The 17,334-nt window shown below is 42.3% G+C and carries 16 protein-coding genes; 4 read left to right on the top strand and 12 right to left on the bottom strand.

All coding sequences use genetic code 11. From position 1 onward, the window contains the following. Window positions 1-48: 48 nt before the first annotated feature. The 6 genes from VL121_RS21670 to VL121_RS08625 form a co-directional block, all read right to left on the bottom strand. Complete coding sequence (locus VL121_RS21670; protein ID WP_414635406.1) at window positions 49-174, bottom strand: type II toxin-antitoxin system RelE/ParE family toxin; 126 nt, start codon at window positions 172-174, stop codon at window positions 49-51. Further along, window positions 153-281 carry a ribbon-helix-helix domain-containing protein gene (locus VL121_RS21665; protein ID WP_414635405.1) on the bottom strand — a complete coding sequence of 43 codons (129 nt, stop codon included), beginning with the start codon at window positions 279-281 and terminating at the stop codon, window positions 153-155. Before VL121_RS21665 ends, VL121_RS21670 begins: the two co-directional genes overlap by 22 nt. Window positions 282-298: 17 nt before the next feature. After that, on the bottom strand, window positions 299-2,692 hold the full coding sequence (locus tag VL121_RS08640; RefSeq protein WP_325404234.1) for a peptidase associated/transthyretin-like domain-containing protein: 2,394 nt from the start codon (window positions 2,690-2,692) through the stop codon (window positions 299-301). 145 nt (window positions 2,693-2,837) lie between these two features. Continuing rightward, complete coding sequence (locus tag VL121_RS08635; protein ID WP_325404232.1) at window positions 2,838-3,992, bottom strand: DUF4249 domain-containing protein; 1,155 nt, start codon at window positions 3,990-3,992, stop codon at window positions 2,838-2,840. Window positions 3,993-4,033: 41 nt separating this feature from the next. Further along, entirely contained in the window at window positions 4,034-6,808 is a 2,775-nt protein-coding gene (locus VL121_RS08630; RefSeq protein WP_325404230.1) for a TonB-dependent receptor, read from the bottom strand. Window position 6,809: 1 nt separating this feature from the next. Further along, window positions 6,810-7,526 carry a hypothetical protein gene (locus VL121_RS08625; RefSeq protein WP_325404228.1) on the bottom strand — a complete coding sequence of 239 codons (717 nt, stop codon included), beginning with the start codon at window positions 7,524-7,526 and terminating at the stop codon, window positions 6,810-6,812. A gap of 354 nt (window positions 7,527-7,880) precedes the next feature. Here VL121_RS08625 and VL121_RS08620 point away from each other — a divergent pair, with 354 nt between their 5' ends. Together VL121_RS08620 and VL121_RS08615 are read left to right on the top strand one after the other, a co-directional pair. Next, complete coding sequence (locus VL121_RS08620) at window positions 7,881-8,687, top strand: sulfite exporter TauE/SafE family protein (RefSeq protein ID WP_325404226.1); 807 nt, start codon at window positions 7,881-7,883, stop codon at window positions 8,685-8,687. A 236-nt stretch (window positions 8,688-8,923) separates the two neighbouring features. Next, entirely contained in the window at window positions 8,924-10,339 is a 1,416-nt protein-coding gene (locus VL121_RS08615) for an MBL fold metallo-hydrolase (RefSeq protein ID WP_325404224.1), read from the top strand. Window positions 10,340-10,388: 49 nt separating this feature from the next. Here VL121_RS08615 and VL121_RS08610 read toward each other — a convergent pair whose 3' ends face one another. From VL121_RS08610 to VL121_RS08585, 6 genes are all read right to left on the bottom strand, one after another. Further along, the gene (locus VL121_RS08610; RefSeq protein WP_325404222.1) at window positions 10,389-11,648 is read right to left on the bottom strand and encodes a replication-associated recombination protein A; all 1,260 of its coding nucleotides are present in this window, start codon (window positions 11,646-11,648) and stop codon (window positions 10,389-10,391) included. 99 nt (window positions 11,649-11,747) lie between these two features. Beyond that, window positions 11,748-11,927 (bottom strand): hypothetical protein, encoded by a 180-nt coding sequence (locus VL121_RS08605; RefSeq protein ID WP_325404220.1) that lies wholly within the window; start codon window positions 11,925-11,927, stop codon window positions 11,748-11,750. A gap of 19 nt (window positions 11,928-11,946) precedes the next feature. Next, window positions 11,947-12,564, bottom strand: coding sequence for a hypothetical protein (locus tag VL121_RS08600; protein ID WP_325404218.1), 618 nt, complete (start codon window positions 12,562-12,564; stop codon window positions 11,947-11,949). 69 nt (window positions 12,565-12,633) lie between these two features. Next, window positions 12,634-13,005 carry a GntR family transcriptional regulator gene (locus VL121_RS08595; protein ID WP_325404216.1) on the bottom strand — a complete coding sequence of 124 codons (372 nt, stop codon included), beginning with the start codon at window positions 13,003-13,005 and terminating at the stop codon, window positions 12,634-12,636. A gap of 27 nt (window positions 13,006-13,032) precedes the next feature. After that, complete coding sequence (locus VL121_RS08590) at window positions 13,033-13,806, bottom strand: hypothetical protein (RefSeq protein ID WP_325404214.1); 774 nt, start codon at window positions 13,804-13,806, stop codon at window positions 13,033-13,035. A 13-nt stretch (window positions 13,807-13,819) separates the two neighbouring features. Beyond that, entirely contained in the window at window positions 13,820-14,650 is an 831-nt protein-coding gene (locus VL121_RS08585) for an ABC transporter ATP-binding protein (protein WP_325404212.1), read from the bottom strand. 648 nt (window positions 14,651-15,298) lie between these two features. Here VL121_RS08585 and VL121_RS08580 point away from each other — a divergent pair. Both VL121_RS08580 and VL121_RS08575 read left to right on the top strand, forming a co-directional pair. Next, window positions 15,299-15,928, top strand: a complete 630-nt coding sequence (locus VL121_RS08580; RefSeq protein ID WP_325404210.1) for a Pvc16 family protein — start codon at window positions 15,299-15,301, stop codon at window positions 15,926-15,928. Further along, window positions 15,928-17,274, top strand: coding sequence for a hypothetical protein (locus tag VL121_RS08575; protein ID WP_325404208.1), 1,347 nt, complete (start codon window positions 15,928-15,930; stop codon window positions 17,272-17,274). Before VL121_RS08580 ends, VL121_RS08575 begins: the two co-directional genes overlap by 1 nt. The last annotated feature ends 60 nt before the right edge of the window (window positions 17,275-17,334 follow it).

The following is a 17,334-nucleotide window of genomic DNA, read 5'->3' as shown; positions in this document are numbered from 1 at the left end:
TGCTTCAGCGCCTATCTGCACCATTGCACTGGGTGTGCAGCGAAACCTTTAGTTATTTAATTGGCTTTCAATGTCCATCCGTTGATGTAAAATTCTGATGATTTCAATTTCATTTTGTTTTTCTGTAAGGCGATAGAAAATTAAGTGAGATTTTACTTTTGAATAAACCCAGATTTTTCGCCTTTTTTAAGTTCTTTGATGAGTTCACCTTTTTGCCTTTCTTCTTGTTCAAAAAGCCGTAAAGCGGCTCTTACAGCTTCACTGGCGGAAGATAAGCACATATGGAAATTAATTGTTCTTATTGGGCATTATCCTTTACTTCAAAGCTAAATGTGCCGCTGCCTGCTTTACCATCGGCACTCATGCCTTCTATAATGCCTGTATATTTTCCTTTTACATCTCCTGTAAAAAATGTTAAGACTGCACGCCCATCTTTACCTGTTATAACATCAGGAGACCAGTATAAAAGATTCCTGAAATCGGGTAAGCGGCCGGCTGCCTGTTCTTTCGTTTCATATAGCGGTGAATAAAATGCTCTTTGCCATTGCATCCCTTCATAATCAAGAATTACGGTGCGGTCATCTGTTTCAAATTCCGGCAGATTGCTTTTGTGCGTAGTAAAATTCAATATGCCGTCCACTACCAGCGGACCATAATAATATCTTCTTTTTACCAGTTCCAGCTTTCTTATTTTCAGCGGATCATAACGCATAATGCGATCCATATCCTGCACGGGAACGCCATCTAACAAAACAAGCGGGTTCTCTTTAAACAGGCGGTTATTCGCCATGTCAAATATATTTAAATGGAACTTTCCCTTAGACCGGCCTACCAGCACGCCCGATACATATTCCCGCAATACTTCTTCCATAGTGGTAAAACGGGTATAATCGTCAAGGAGGTATTTTTCATCCGGTTTACCATAAAATGGCAGGCTGTCTGTTTGGGGAAGGTGGTATATTTTTAACTGATCCGCTAAAAATTTTCGCTGCGCCTGTGCATTAACGCTATTTTGTTCTATTGCGTTTTTAAGTTCAGCCGAAAGCTGTAATGCCGCTAAAGGTTTTGCCGAAAACTGATCCTGGAACGGGGTATTGATCTCAATCGTATAGCCGCTTACAAAAGATACTTCCGGTTGAAGAATAACTTCGCCCGGTCCGTATACTTCGCGGGTATAAAACCGGATATTCCCGCCTGCATCCGAGGTAGAAGCATAGCATTGTGTGCGATCACCGGGTACAGACAGGTATACGGTTACAGAAGGCAGGGGTTTGCGTGTAGCCGAATCTGTTATTTTACCGGTAATGATATGGCCGGTGTATTCAGGAAGAAATGTATGGGAAGGCAACCTGTTTTGTTGTATGTCTGCCCACTCAAATTTTCGCCATCCGTGGGTAAGCATCAGGTTATCCATCGCCTCTGCTGTGCCATCAGCTCCGCTAAAATACCAGGATGGAGATTCAACCGTTCCCTTCAGATCGGCGCTTAGCCACAGGTAACTGAAAATATCGGTCTGTCCGGATGTTTGAAGTGAGTCGAGCCTGTATACGGCAAGCGACATATTTGCCGGAACGGATATGTTATCCGTATCCGTACTGTTTATGCTAACAGTTACCTTTTCTCTCCTTCCATAACCGGGTTTATTTGCTTTTGCGTTAATCAGCAAATGCTTTGAAGGCGTTTTGAAATATAATCTTTCGCATACCGGCTGTCTGAGGCTATTGAATATGGTGAAATGGGAAATACCATCTCCCAGTATATCTTCAGCGATCATAAAATGCGCGCTGCCATTTTGTATCATTTTAGTTTGTATGTTCTTTACCGAACCTCTTGTGTGAACAAAAAGCTGTACCGCCGGTGTGGTGTTTCCTGTGCCGGGCGAATATACAATTACCTCAACCTCGCCCCGGCCTGCTTTTCGGAGCTTCATAACATAGCCTTCTTCCGATGCAGCCGGTAAATTTTTTACTATTGTGCCGCCTGAAGGAGTACTAATATAAGCTTTGTAAAGATGCGTATCCGTAGGGATAAAATTAAAATAACCAATACCGAACCGCGAAGGTCTGAACAGGGCAATCGTATCATGGGTTTCATTTACTACAACGCCTGTAAATGCAGGTACGCCTCTGCCATTTCTATCCGTCATGCGAAAGGCAACCTTGCTTTCCACTTTTTTTACAAGATTACCACCTTCCGGAAAAAATTGTATATCGTATTGAGCAGTTGTATCGGCAGTAATTAATCCTGCGGTTGATTGCGCGTTTACCACAGTAAAAGCCTTTTCAAAATAAAACGCAGCGCCGGCGTTCTTCATCCAGTTGGTGTAGCTTCTTATTTTATAATTACCCGATGGCATGTTTACCGGCAGGTACAGTGAGCCGTTACCATTTCCGTTCTTTATTTCAATCTTGGTTTGAAGAAATATTTTATTGTTCCTGTCAATAACATCTGCATACGCCAGCTTGCTTATATTGGAAGGGTAATTAACCATCCCATCTGTTACATAGGCTTTGAACCACATGATCTCGCCGGTAATATAAAAATTTCTGTCGGTATGTACATATACCTTCTCGGAAAAGGCATTTTGTGTATAACGGTTGAATTGCTGTTGCAGGCTATCGTTTGCAGCGTTTTGCGCATGCGCCTGCAGCAGGATGAAAAGAAAAAAGAAGGTGAGTTTATATTTGTTCATGCTGATTGCTGGTATCCTGTTTATCGGTTCTCAATGGTATATTTTATTATTTCACCTCACAGACGCTGGTTAATCACTTATATTCCTGTGTCTGCCTGTTGCCGTAACCTGTATGTACTTTTCTCCCCTGATACCTGGATTAATATCATGGCCAAAAATCAGGTTTTACATTGGTTCCCCTTAGGGTACAATCTATACATAAACCGGTAGAACCTGTATAGCCCAGTAAGAATCCTCTTTCACGAATTTCATTTATAACAAGGTTATAGTTTCCTGTGAAGGCCAAATCAAGACTGTCCCTATTATTAGGTACTGTAATTACTTCACAATAGAGGTTGTATCGCCAGCCGGGCACTTCCGACCGGTTAATGAATATTCTTTTCTCAACAATAGAACTGGCATACATGTAGCCAATTACCATTTCATTAGGGTCGGTGGAGCAATATATATTACCCGAACTTGTGGAAGGCTGGGGATCAAAAATGCTACCCATCTGTTCTGAATTTTTCTTCATTTTTTCTAAGTAATCAAAAGCCCCTTTGCTCAATGCGCTCTGTTTTACATTGATACTGTATTTAACGCTCAGTTTCCACGAATCATCGGGTATAAAAGCAAGTGGTGCCCGGTGAATAACATCGTTGGTGAGTTTTGCGGATGAGCCAATCAAAATACTGGTAGAGGCGGCAGATTGCCAGCAGGTATACAGGCCGGAAGGGTTATACCTGGGAACCATCATTTCGTTTATATACTCCCAGTTGGATATGTAATTTGAGCGGAACTCCCAGGTTTCATTAAATTGCCAGGCATAATACCGGGTAGCGTTTTGCGGGTCGTGTGTATTCGCATAAACCTGTATACCGCCTGCTGTTCTTACCCAGCTGATACTGTCAATAGGCGGTACTTGTTTTACATCTACAAAATCTGATAAATATTGCTTTCCATTATTTGTTTGAATAGAAAGCCTGTATTTTTCCGCCGGGCTTATTGCAAGCGGTCCTGCGGTATATTCGCCCGCCCCGGTTTCAAAAAGGTACTGGCTGTATCCGCTGCTGCTCTCTACTAAAACAAGGGCGGAGCGTTCGGGCCTTATAAGCAGGCTGTCATCCGGTGTAACCGTTCGGCTGAGTTTTATACGTGTACTGTCGTTGCCAATATTAATAAACCCTTCTACTACCAGGTAGCTTTTGTCAATTGCCGATTGTGGAAAAGGAAACTTTTCCTTGCAGCCGGAAACGGTTATAACAAGGGCAACGATTATTATGTAACCAATTGTTTTTATTGAAAATATTGCCCTGTTCACACCTTATTTATTTTGCTGTCCATAGTCATGAATAATAAAAATTAAAACCTGATATTAAAATTGGCATAAATAATAGCGGCGCCAAAAATGGATAGTTTATACCCGTTAATCACGCCGTTCTCCGATACAAAATATACCGAGTAGGGATTTTTCCTGCCCAATAAATTATATACGCCAAACGTCCACGAATTATGTGTTTTTTGCTTCACCTTATGATTGCCTTCTATATTCAGGGAGATATCCGTTCTGAAGTAATCCGGAATGCGGTAAGCATTCCTGTCTGAATACAAAGCCCTCATACTTCCTTCGTAATAGTACCTGCCTATAGGTATGGTAATGGGCCGGCCGGTACTGTAGGTGGTATTCAGTGAAAAGCTGTAGCGGTGCGAGAATCTGTAGTTACCTATGAAAGTTAACTCATGGGGTTTATCGTAATTAGCCGGGTAAAATGCGCCTCCATTAATAACCTCTCCTATAGAAGGATCATCTATTTTAAGGAAGGTTCTCGACCAGGTGTAGCTGATCCAGCCATTGAGCTTTCCCGTTAATTTTTTGATCATGAGCTCCACTCCATACGCCTTTCCTGTAGTATTAAAAACATCCGTTTCAATATGCTTATTCAATACCAGCACAGCGCCGCTTTTATAGTCTAAGTAATCCTTTATGCTTTTGTAGTATACTTCTGCCGAAGTTTCAATGGTATTGGATTTAAAGTTCTTATATAATCCTACTGAAACCTGTTCGCCGTACTGGGGTTTAATATTAGGATCGCTGAGCTTCCAGATGTCGGTTGGCGCGATGGCGGTAGTATTGGAAAGCATGTGTATATACTGCCGCAGGGAATTGTATCCGGCCTTTATGGAAAAGTTGTCGGTAAACGCGTATCTCAGGGAAAGCCGGTATTCAGGTCCTTTATACCGGTTTATGAATTTTCCTTTGGCATAAGATACCGTGTCGGTAATATTACTTAATTCTTTAGGAAGCCCCGGCGCATAATTATACAGGTTTTTGGGGCCGATGTAATTGTATAAAGAAAAACGCAATCCGGCCTGAACAGATAAGGCCGGTGTAATATTGTATCGTTCGCTTAGGTATGCAGCGCTTTCCAGCGCCTGCTCTGCACTAACCCTGTTGGGCGTTACTAATGACTTTTCATCGCGCGGATCAAATGACCCCGGGTGCAGGGTATAATAGATGGAATTTAATCCAAAGTCGAGTGTGTGTTTGGAGTTTATAAAATAATTGAAATGCAGCTTGAGATTGGTTTGATTGATATCAAACTTCATGGTGTAGGCGTTTACAGGGTTTTCCTCGCTGTAAATTGTATACCCGTACGCATCGTAACCCGCCGTAACTAAGCTTTGCAGTTTGTTGTTGAATACATGCTTCCATTTCAGCGAAATATTCTTATTGCCATATCCATATACGGTATCGCTGTTCAGGTTAAAGCGATCGTTGCTTAAATAGCCCGTTAGGTACAGGTCATTTTTATCGTTTATTTTGTGGCTGATCAGCAGGTTTATATCGTAAAAAGAAGCTTTGCTGTGTTTGTATTCATTGGGTAAATACTGTAATAACCAGTTGGCATAAGTGGTGCGTGCACCAATGATAAAGGAGGTTTTGTCTTTTTGCAGGGGTCCTTCAATATTGATGCGGCTGGTTAGCAATCCTATACCCGCCGAGCCGGCAATTTTTTTCTTATTGCCTTCGCGGCTGGCCACATCCAGTACCGATGACAGCCGTCCCCCGTATTTAGCGGGAATACTGTTCTTGTATAATTCCACACTACTTACCACATCGGGGTTAAAAGCGGAGAAGAAACCAAAGAAATGCGAAGGATTATAAATGGTGGCATCGTTAAAAAGAATAAGATTCTGATCGGCAGACCCGCCTCTTACATTAAACCCGGTGCTGGCTTCACCTGCCGTTTTTACGCCCGGCAGGGTTTGTACAACCCTTAATATATCGGCTTCTCCAAATGCTACCGGAATTTGTTTGATGGTTCTGATATCTACTTTTTCGAGTCCCATTTGCAGGCTGTTGATATTAGCTGCCTTTTTAGCTGAAATTACCACAGCCTTAAGCGACAGGATGTGATCGCGCATATCTATATTCAGGTTGCCGTCTCCATACAGCATCACCTGCCGCCAGGTATCTTTTTTACCGAGGCTTTGTATATTAATCAGGTGCCGTCCTTTGGGCAGTGTTATGGAATAATAGCCAAACTGGTCGCTGGTTACGGAAATTTTAAGTTTATCAGCAAATACGGCGGCTCCGGGCACGGGTTCACCCGTTGTGATATCACGAACATAACCTGCCAGCTTTGCCGTACCCTGCGGCGTACCCTGTGTTTTAATGCCAATTTCATATAGTTTATTCTCCAAAGAGGCACTTGGAGGCTTACTGTCTTCTTCAAAGTCGCTCAGCAAATCACCCGCTGCGGCGGCACCGGGCGCTTTGTTTTTACGGGCAAAAAAATCATCGGGTAATGTAGTGGTTATGGTTGTTCCTTTAGTAATAAAAACTGCTGAATGATATAGGGTATACTTATACTCCGTGCCGGCAAAAGCAATATCCAGCACTTCCGGCAAGGACTGATCTTTTATGATTATATCTACCGTAAGGCTGTCGAATCCGGTAGTGTCGTAATAAAAGTGATACCCGGTTTGTGTTTCCAGTTCGTTAATAAACCGGCTGGCCGCCAGGTTTTTGAACTCCCCGTTCACAACGGGCCATTTGCTTTGCTGGGCATGAACGCAGGGGCACAGCAGTATGAAAAAAATAAATAGTATGATAAGGAGAGAAATGTGCTTCATCTTACCTGTTTAGTGCATCGTATTGTGCGGCCATTACCTTCATGGCGTATTCCCGGTTTTTCCTGAATTTGATCTTACTGTTTCTCAGCCCCTGTTTTAATGCCGCTCTTTTATCCTTCAGCAATTTTAATACAGATGATTCCGTATAAATATTATGGTATCTGTTATCCTTAAAAAGAAAATACCTGTCTTTCTGATACGCCGTTCTTTCTACCTGCATATCCGGAATGGATTCCCTGATGAACTTATTTCTTTTGACAAACAGTTTTATTTCTCCATCGTATACCCTGTCGTAAAACCCTTCCTGTATATTCCCTTCTGCCACACTATCTCTTCCCAGGTGTAAAAAGTAATGCCCCTGCATATAAAAGGAATCAATTGCATTGTGTATAAGCTGCACTAAGAATACTTTATTATAATGCTGAATAATGATTTCATCTTTAATGATATCAAACAGCATGGGAACATCCGGGTATACCATCCGGTTGTAATATACCCTGCCGGGGGTTAAAACGGAGGTATCGAAATAGGGGTGGCCTTCTTTTAAAAGGTGGGTGTATGGCACATATTCGCTACCGTTATACAGTCCTGATTGCTGCTGCAGGGACTTGTAATATATACAGGTTACGCTGTACTTTTGAAGTTGCACCATAGTTGTATCGGCCACATGCTGCGCATTCGCCTCTATAGAAATAAAAAGCAGCAAAACAAAAAACATATATGCCTGTTTATGCAGCCAATCATTTTTTCTTAAGGGGCTATATTTCATATTTCAAAAGAAATTCAATGTAATATTAAATTTCCTTATGCCCAAATCCTTTGTGTGTAGCTTCCAATCCTTTTATGTTTGAGTTCGGGCGTATCATTCCTTATTATCAGAAATTTTTTTTGTACCACAGCCGATGCCTGGGTGAGAGGTAAGAAAGTAAGAGGTCTCATGTATGAGAAAGGTAAGAGGAAGGGCGAAGGAAGAGATGTGAAAGAAGGAGTATTCGGATTGTTATTTGTCCATGCAACCTGAAACCTGCAACCTCATCATCTTAAAATCTTACTTTTGCAAACAATTTAAAGAATGCAATTCATCGGATACATTGCGGCTGTTTTAATTGGCATATCGCTTGGACTTATTGGTGGCGGCGGGTCTATATTAACGGTGCCGCTATTGGTGTATATATTCCATTTGCCACCTGCCGCTGCTGTTTCTTATTCTCTTTTTATTGTTGGCATTACCAGTCTTATTGGCGCATTCAATAATTTCAGAAAAAAGCAGGCAAGCCTTAACCTTGCGTTGCCCCTGGGCATTGTTTCGCCGGCAACGGTTTTTTTTGTACGAAGAGATGTTGTACCGCATATTCCTGAACAGCTTTGGATTATCGGCAAACTGGAGGTTACCAAATCGACGCTTACCATGCTATTATTTGCGGTGTTAATGCTGGCTGCCGCGGTATCAATGCTTAAGAGAGCAACTGCGCCTTCAACTAAAGCTGCCGGAGTTCGCAGTATGAAGGATTATTTTCAATTGGGGTTATTTGGATTGGGTATTGGGTGCGTAACCGGTTTTCTGGGTGCGGGGGGAGGCTTTCTGATTATCCCTGCTTTAGTATTGCTAATGAAACTCCCTATGAAGGAAGCGGTAGGCACTTCTTTATTTATTATAGGTATCAATTCGCTTATAGGCTTCACCGGCGATTTAGGGCATTATACCATTGACTGGATCTTTTTGTGGTATATAACGGCAATTGCTTCGGCAGGCATCCTCATTGGTACTCAGTTAGCAAAAAAAATCCCTTCCGAGAAATTAAAAAGAGGTTTCGGCTGGTTTGTGCTGGTGATGGGCATGTATATTATCGTGCAGGAAGTGATGATACTGTGGGGGTAAGATGATTTTGGGGTGGGTGTGAGGTATGGGGTATCAGCTAAAGTATACTAACGATGAGGTGATAATTCCTCCTTTCACTACTCACCATTCACTACTCACTACTCACCTCGCTTTTGTTTGTATTTGGTTTCGGATTTCGGGTTTCCTGTCTTCGGGTTTATCTTTTATTTGGTTCCCGGCATTCTTCCGGGCTTGGTATTTTCAAGTACCTTTGCAGTAATACAAAATCTTGAGGTATGAAAGTAGAACAAATATATACGGGTTGCCTGGCGCAGGGTGCATACTATATTGAAAGCAAAGGTGAAGTGGCGATTATTGACCCCCTGCGTGAAGTAAAGCCTTATATCAGGAAGGCGGAAGCTAATAACGCTAAGATCAAATATGTTTTTGAAACGCATTTTCATGCCGATTTTGTATCCGGTCATATTGACCTGGCTGCCGAAACGGGAGCAACGATAGTATATGGCCCCACGGCGCAGCCCGAATTTGACGCTTATATAGCCAAAGACGGTGAGATTTTTACATTAGGAAACGCCACCATCAAAGTAATTCATACGCCTGGGCATACTATGGAAAGCGCCTGTTATTTACTGATGGATGAAAAAGGTAAAGCAAAAGCGCTGTTCAGCGGCGATACGCTGTTCATTGGAGATGTAGGGCGTCCTGACCTGGCACAAAAAATACATAAAGAACTTACCCGGGAAAAATTAGCGGGTTATTTGTACGATTCATTGCATAACAAGATACTTCCATTACCGGATGATATTGTTATATATCCCGCTCATGGCGCAGGTTCGGCCTGTGGTAAAAATATGAGTACGGAAACTACGGATACCCTGGGTAATCAAAAGCAATATAACTATGCCCTGCAACCTATGAGTAAAGAAGCGTTCATTACTGCAGTAACAGAAGGATTAACGCCGCCGCCGGCCTACTTTCCCAAGAACGTAATGATGAATGTGCAGGGCTATGAAAGCATAGACAGTGTGCTGGAGCATGGCACCCGGGCGCTGAGTCCGGAGGCTTTTGAAGTGGCGGCAAATGAAACAGGCGCGTTGATGCTGGATACCCGTTCGCCGCAGGACTTTGCAAAATGCTTTATACCCAATGCTGTAAATATTGGGATTGACGGAAATTTTGCTCCCTGGGTTGGGGCGCTTATCACCGATATTAAACAGGAGATACTTATTATAGCCGATGAAGGCAGGGAAGAGGAAATAGTAACCCGTTTGGCCCGCGTAGGGTATGATAAGGCTATTGGCTACTTAGCAGGCGGTATGGCGGCATGGCAAAAAGCAGGCAAAGAAACGGATAGTATAGAAAGTATTTCCGCCGATGAATTTGCCGGTCGCCTAAAAGCTGATCCGGGACTGTGTATCATTGATGTGCGCAGGGAAGAGGAATATAGTGCGGGGCATCTGCCCAATTCAAAAAACCTGGCGTTAGACTATATTAATGATCATATCGGCGAAGTAGATAAAAATAAAACCGCTTATGTGCATTGTGCCGGCGGATACAGGAGTATGGTCTTTAACTCTATTCTTCGTTCAAGAGGGTATCACAACCTGGTGGATATACAGGGCGGGTTTAAAGCGATAGAAGCATCGGGCAATTTTAATTTGTCTGGTAAAGCCTCTCCTGTTTCGGAATAAGAACAGCAGGGGAAGTGAGTAGGGAGTAGGGAGTGATACCTGCACCCTGTCAATATCCATATTTCTCTCTCCATAACCCTTTCAGCCATTTTCTTAATTCTTCTTCTCTTGCATTTTTACCGGGATTATAAAATGCCGTTCCTTTTATTTCATCCGGTAAATATTCCTGGGCCGAAAAGTTATGCTGGTAATCGTGGGAATATTGATAGCCTTTTCCATAATCTAAGTTTTTCATTAGTTTGGTAGGGGCGTTACGTATGTGCAGGGGTACGGGTAAATCGCCAAATTGTTTTACAGCGGCCAGGGCGCCGTCAATAGCAAGATAGGCGGCATTGCTTTTGGGCGATGAAGCAAGATAGGTAGCGCATTGCGATAATATTATTCTTGACTCCGGGTACCCGATCTTATTCACCGCTTCAAATGTGGCATTGGCCAGTAAGAGGGCATTGGCGTTGGCATTACCGATGTCTTCGCTTGCCAGGATCACTAACCGCCGTGCAATAAATTTTACATCCTCCCCGCCTTCAATCATTCTTGCCAGCCAGTAAACGGCCGCGTTAGGATCGCTGCCCCGGATAGATTTAATGAATGCCGAAATAATATCATAGTGCTGTTCCCCGCTTTTGTCGTACAGTGCAATACGCTTTTGGGCAATATCCATTACCATCGCATCGGTAATCAGCACTTCGTTATCCGGAACCGCGCCTGTTACGATCTCCAGCAGGTTCAGTAATTTCCTGGCATCACCTCCCGAAATGTTTAAAAGCGCGCCGGTTTCACGCAGGTCTATTTTACGTTTACTTAGCTCGGTATCTTTTTCAATAGCCAGCGTAAGTAGTTTTTTTAAGGCCGTTTCATCAAGCGGTTTTAATACGTATACCAGGCAGCGGCTGAGTAGGGCGGCATTCACTTCAAAAGATGGATTTTCGGTAGTGGCCCCAATAAGGGTAATGGTACCCTTTTCCACAGCGCCCAGTAATGCATCCTGCTGCCCTTTGTTGAAGCGGTGAATTTCATCAATAAATAAAATGCTTTCGGGCTCAAGCTTTGCCTTTTCAATAACTTCCCTTACTTCTTTTACGCCGGCGCTGATAGCGCTCAATGTATAAAAGGGAACGTGCAGCGTATGCGCTATAATATTGGCAATGGTTGTTTTACCCACGCCGGGTGGTCCCCATAAAATCATGGAAGGGATTTTGCCCTGTTGTATTGCTTTACGCAAAATACTTCCCTGCCCGGTAAGATGTTCCTGTCCTACCAGTTCGTCTAATGACCGGGGCCGTAACCGTTCTGCCAGTGGAGCTGCCATCGCGCAAAAATAAGCGATAACTTGTATTGTAAAGGAAGTTAAGCGGGGCAGGTATATCCCTGTGGTGTAAGGGGTGAAATAAATCAGCGAATCCCGCTGTTAATCCAATCCAATAAAAAAAGCGGAAGGAAATGTCTGGCTAGCCGGTGGTTCTGTCTTTTTTTCGTTTATTGCCTGGTCTTCTGCTGATGCTGTTTCTGTATGCAGGGTATGATGCAGCGCCATGCATAACGCGGTTAGTGAAATAAGCATTATGATGGAATGAAAATTCTTTTTCATAATTTGATGTATTAATATTTTAAGGCTTGTTTTTTTCCGATATCATACGCATGGTTTTGCCATTTACATTCAATACCGCGCTGTCTTCAAGCGCCAGGTTGCCGATTTGCCGTATGCTGCCCTCCTCATTGTTGAATATGCTGCCATTGAACAGGTGCAGGTTAAGCAGCCTGATATCAGCAGATTTGCCAACGTTAAAGCGGCCGCCGCGCTGAATGTAAGCCGTTAAGCTGTCTGCCGTGCCGGTAAAAGTAACGCTGGCATCGGCGCCTATATCCATTAAGCAGCCGGTTAAGGCTATAGGGTCAATTTCAACATTAACAGCAGCTACGGAAAGCTTTGAAAAAGACGGGCAGTATACAGTAACCCATATATATCTTTCTTCCGTTTTGTTTGTCAGCGTTAATTTTCTGCCATCTGCGTGGTATTGTATTTTATCGCTGTTCCCGTTGTCAATACGGATAGCGAAACTGTCGGAATGTTTTATGGAAACACCTCCCTGTTTGTAACCGCTCAGATCAATTTCCGTAAAGCGGTCTGTTATGGCGAGTGTACTCCTTTCATTTTCTATTTGCTGTTTTGAAATGTATTCGCCGTTTTTATATTTTCCGTATAAGGAAGTATATATAAAAGTCATGATTATGAAAGGCAGAACGAATAGGCTTAATAATATTTTGTTGCTTGTTTTCATACCTGTTGTATTATGTTATGAAAAGTTTTGTTTGATGAATTTTTCGAACGCTGGTTTTAATTCTTCCGTGTTCATACCCAGCAGGTACATGTTCCTGAATACGCCGGGCAGGTCTTTCTGCAGAAATTCTTCTTTCCGGTAACCAAGGGCATGTTCCCTGGCATTGGCAGTTACAAAATAGCCAATACCGCGCTGGTTATAAATAATCTCCTGCTGCTGTAAAAAATCGAATGTGCGCATAACGGTATTGGGGTTCACTTCCAATTGAACTGCCAGTTCCCTCACCGATGGAATGCGTTCTTCCGGCTTCCATTCCCTGAGCAGGATCTTCTCGCACACGTAGTCTGCTATTTGCAGGTATATTGACTGACTATCTTTGAATTGCATGATTACAAATTTTTAGGAGGTACTCGATCATATTTCCTTTTCCTTCAGCCTGAAATAAGTGGCTACCCAAAAAACAGGCGCCCATATAAACTTTGCGAATACTGTAACTGCGTCCTCAATCCAGGGCGCTAACCGGTATAGTTTCATTTCATTATCACCATATATTACAAAGCTGGTTAATCCCTGTATACCACTATTGTGCGGCAATACATTTTTTGCGAAAAATACCCCTGCCAGCATAAAAAGAAATATGATAAATAATGCTGCCAGTACGGTTTTTATAAATGCAAACCGTTCAAAATACACGGACCCCAGGATGAATAGGGATTGCAGGGCCAAAAAAATGTAGGAGAATATTATTGCAGGCTCTTTCAGGTTGCTGATGGACCGAATCTCATTATCAGGGTTAAGACGGATGATGGTAAAGGTAATTTGCTGTATAATGAAGAAACTTGCGAGGTAAACTACCAGGAATGCAACCAGGGAATAAAAAATGCCACACAACAATTTTTCGAAATGCGTGGCAGGAATGCTGAGCCAGTAAGTGCCTTTGGCTTTATCGCTTAACGCGCCGAAGGTAGTGCTGGCGAATATTAGCCCTGCCCCAAAAAGAAGGGTAAGGAAAATAATGTAGGTGTCTTCTTCATTATAATGATTTTCGTTTACAATAGCCCAAAAAATAAATATGATGGCGAGCAAACCGATAAGTGCCAGTACAGATAAGCTGTAAAGCTTCGCGTTGTCGAACCATTGTTTTTTAATGAGCAGCCCCAGCCTTGAGAAACTAAATGAATTATTCATGGTAATATCTTTATCAGTTAAAAGCAGTGTGAATTTTGTCGCGGTTTACAATAATGGCTTTATACAGCATTTCAAGATCCAGGCGGCTTTCTTCATGCGTAGCATTACGGGTAATGATAGCATTGCCTTTTAATGAAGGTTCACTGTATAGTGCCTGTTTAATTTCTTCCGGGTCAAATGAAATTTTGAAATTCAGTTGATGGGTGATCTGTTCAATGGTTTGATCGAACAGAATTTTTCCTTCGTCAATAATTGTAATACGGTCAATAAGATTCTCCAGGTCTTTTACCTGGTGCGTGCTGATGATGATGGATTTGTTCTCGTCCAAAGCGCTGGCAATCACTTTGCGAAACTGGCTCTTGCTCATAATATCCAAACCATTGGTAGGCTCATCCATCAGCAGTAAAGCCGTATTGCAGGCCAGTCCGAAGCTGATCAGCGTTTTTTTCTTTTGCCCGTAACTCATACTTTGAATGGTATTGTTAACCGGTATTTCAAACTCGCCTAAGTAACGGTTAAACTGGTCGTAGTTGAATTTGGGATAAAATGGCGCATTGTATTTTGCCAGTCTTGCCGGAGTGATATCTGGGAGGAAAAACTCTTCTGCTACCATGAATACTTCCTGCAGGAAAGCGGGATTCCTTTTACCCGGAACGTGATTCCCTACGGTAATGCTTCCGGTGTCGGGGAAAAGCGTTCCCACAATATTGCGCAGCAGCGTAGATTTCCCTGTGCCGTTTTTACCCAGCAAGCCATAAATAAAACCCGGTTGCAACTGAAGGCTTAACCCGGTGAATACCTTTTTTTTACTGTAGCCAAAGTGAAGATTTTGTACAGAGACCATATGGAGTGATTTAGTGTACTATTGTATTAGTACACTGCAAATATAATACTGATTTTGAATTTTCAAAACTTTTTTTACTTTTTTTATTCGGCAACCCGGAAAATACAATTAAAGAAGCGGTGTGGATGAAAGTGCTGTGCGTCTTTATCCGTATGTGTTTAAAAGCAAAACACATAAACACATAGGAACACAGTAGAAGGAAGAGGCAGCTATGCGCATCTGTTGAACTATGACCTTCCTATGTTTTTATGCCCCGCCTATTAAAAGTAAAACGACACGTAGGAGCCTGATTTTACAGCCGTTTTGTTGCTGCAATTTTTAGTAGATCAACCGGGCGGTCTTAATAATAGAAAAGAAGCGGCCGGTACCTGGCCTCAGGAGGGTGAAACCGCATGAACACGATATTTAACATACCCAAGGAAAAAATACCACAAATGGGTTATTGCATCCAACATATAAACTGTTTATCTTGTCCCGGAAAGTATTTCCGTATTCCTGCAGCAAACTTCCGCACGCCCTGTTTTCCTGATCACTGCTAAAATCCATATCACATTCCAAAAGAAACGAATCGGGGTATCGTATACTGATTCCCTTAATTTTTAATACTATGATAGTGGTTACGTTTTTTATTATTGAAACGCATCAGGCATGATACACGAAGCACTTGGCTTATTACGCCGCGAACTGGTAACATATCTTTCCTCACATGGTTATACTACTGCTGAAGATATAGTAGTGATAGAAAATATTGGACTCTTTGAGTCTGCTGCCAGCGGTGTGAACTTAGATGATAAAATTGTTTTTACACTGGTGAATATTGAAGAAGAAAGTACATTAAAAAACAGCGCTTTCATTAAGAAAGCATTCTCCAATCCCGCGCAATATGAAAACCCTCCCGTATATCTGAACCTTTACCTGCTGGTTACCGCCTGTAATAAATCGGCAGATAATAATAGTTATACCGATGCATTGGAAAGGCTTTCACTGGTGATCGCTTTTTTTCAAAGCAAAAATTCCTTTTCTGCCGGCGGTTCAATTTCGGGCAGTACCACTTCTTTTACAGGAGAAGACCTGCTGGAATTAACCATCCGGCACGAAATGTACACGCTCAGTTTTGAACAGGTCAATCATTTGTGGGGCACGCTGGGTGGAAAGCAAATGCCTTTTGTGCTGTATAAGCTGCGGCTTATAGCTGTTACCGAACGTAAAGTGCTGAGAGAAGTTCCATTGATCGAAGAAATAGAAACCAATTTTTCAAAAATACCGGCAGGCCACTGATGGGGGTTATTTATAAAATATTATTTGAAGTAAAGCTGCTCCACGAGTTTTATCTTACCCAACCCAACGGACAAACGGTATTTGACCTGGCGGCGCAAACAGACAGGATCAGCTTTTTGTTTGACCGGTTTAAACGTAACGGCAGGAATATTAACAGCGAACTGCGTTTTGATCTGCCGGAAAGCGTACATAAAACCTTTGGGAATTATCACTTAAAATTACTCCCTTCATATGCAGGTTGCAAGGTTGCGGTTGAAGTGCGGAAACAATCGCTTCCTGACGGAACAATGGTTTACCAACCTAAAATTCCATTACCCGATGCATTGAATATTGCTATACTGATCATCAGAAAAGATAGCGCCTGGGATGCATATACCAGCCTGAAGATGCAAAAGCTAACGAATGCGGTATATTATTTTTCAAATGAAAATGTTGCCGGCGCCAAAGCATACCCTGTTTTATCCAACAGCATACCGGCTTTCAATGCTTCCCTGGTATATGAACAGGGCGAGCAGGCTGCATTTGGCCCTAATGATACCCGTTCTTTCTATATAGATAAAGATGGAAACGGGCAATGGCTGAATATAAGCGGCACCCATTTCATAAATGAAAGCGACCGTATACTGCTTCCGCTGCGTTTTTCCTATACGTTCAGCATTGCCGATAATATAACTGAAGCAGAAGTAATATTAAAAGATAAAGATGGTAATGCTGTAGTGCTTTCAAGGGATGAATATGGAACAGCGCAAATGGCTTTAACGTTTAAAAGCACCCCGCCACTTCAAAAAATAGTACTCAATTTCAGCAGGGGGGATATTAAAACCATTCCCTCCTTTCCCGCTGATGAAAATATTTTTTATACACTTGAAGTAAAAGACAGTAATGGGAATACAAAGATTAACCGGTTCCTTTTTTTTGAGGATGCTGACCGGCTGAGAGAAAGCTGCGCGTTAATGAATATAAAACCTAAAGTAACAGACCCGGCTTTTAACCTGTTGGATAGTAATGGTTTTTTACTTACCCGTATAATGCCCGACAGCAGTATTGTGCCTGCGCCTGTTTTTGAAATTAGAATGAAAAGCCGGCTTTCTTTCTGGCGATATATTAATGATAAAAAGAAAAAACTAAAAAACGAACATTCCGATTTCCTGTTCCCGCAAAACAACAACCTTGTTTCACTTTTACCCCGCCCGTTAAGTTTTACCCCTTTCTTGTTAAAGAAACCCGATAATAGTGCGTATTACCTCCCCAACCCCCTTCCTTTTGAGATGATAAAAACAGAAAATGGCAAACAGTATACAGACATTTTTGTAGGAGAGTCTGCCCTGTTTCCGTTGTTACCATAGTTAACTAAATTAATTAATGCGCAAGCTGGTTTCGCAAACCATTTATAAACACAAAAACTT

This window comes from Agriterribacter sp., assembly GCF_035497235.1.
Classification (GTDB): Bacteria; Bacteroidota; Bacteroidia; order Chitinophagales; family Chitinophagaceae; genus Agriterribacter.
The sequence above is the reverse complement of the archived record's forward strand: the minus strand, read 5'-3'. Positions and strand labels throughout refer to the sequence as shown.

Coding starts and splice junctions, on each gene's coding strand:
- VL121_RS08580 (WP_325404210.1), top strand. CDS start 15,299: ATGATACACGAAGCACTTGGCTTATTACGCCGCGAACTGGTAACATAT.
- VL121_RS08630 (WP_325404230.1), bottom strand. CDS start 6,808: ATGAAGCACATTTCTCTCCTTATCATACTATTTATTTTTTTCATACTG.
- VL121_RS08625 (WP_325404228.1), bottom strand. CDS start 7,526: ATGTTTTTTGTTTTGCTGCTTTTTATTTCTATAGAGGCGAATGCGCAG.
- VL121_RS08590 (WP_325404214.1), bottom strand. CDS start 13,806: ATGAATAATTCATTTAGTTTCTCAAGGCTGGGGCTGCTCATTAAAAAA.
- VL121_RS08585 (WP_325404212.1), bottom strand. CDS start 14,650: ATGGTCTCTGTACAAAATCTTCACTTTGGCTACAGTAAAAAAAAGGTA.
- VL121_RS08595 (WP_325404216.1), bottom strand. CDS start 13,005: ATGCAATTCAAAGATAGTCAGTCAATATACCTGCAAATAGCAGACTAC.
- VL121_RS08605 (WP_325404220.1), bottom strand. CDS start 11,927: ATGAAAAAGAATTTTCATTCCATCATAATGCTTATTTCACTAACCGCG.
- VL121_RS08610 (WP_325404222.1), bottom strand. CDS start 11,648: ATGGCAGCTCCACTGGCAGAACGGTTACGGCCCCGGTCATTAGACGAA.
- VL121_RS08575 (WP_325404208.1), top strand. CDS start 15,928: ATGGGGGTTATTTATAAAATATTATTTGAAGTAAAGCTGCTCCACGAG.
- VL121_RS21665 (WP_414635405.1), bottom strand. CDS start 281: ATGTGCTTATCTTCCGCCAGTGAAGCTGTAAGAGCCGCTTTACGGCTT.
- VL121_RS08620 (WP_325404226.1), top strand. CDS start 7,881: ATGCAATTCATCGGATACATTGCGGCTGTTTTAATTGGCATATCGCTT.
- VL121_RS08600 (WP_325404218.1), bottom strand. CDS start 12,564: ATGACTTTTATATATACTTCCTTATACGGAAAATATAAAAACGGCGAA.
- VL121_RS08640 (WP_325404234.1), bottom strand. CDS start 2,692: ATGAACAAATATAAACTCACCTTCTTTTTTCTTTTCATCCTGCTGCAG.
- VL121_RS08615 (WP_325404224.1), top strand. CDS start 8,924: ATGAAAGTAGAACAAATATATACGGGTTGCCTGGCGCAGGGTGCATAC.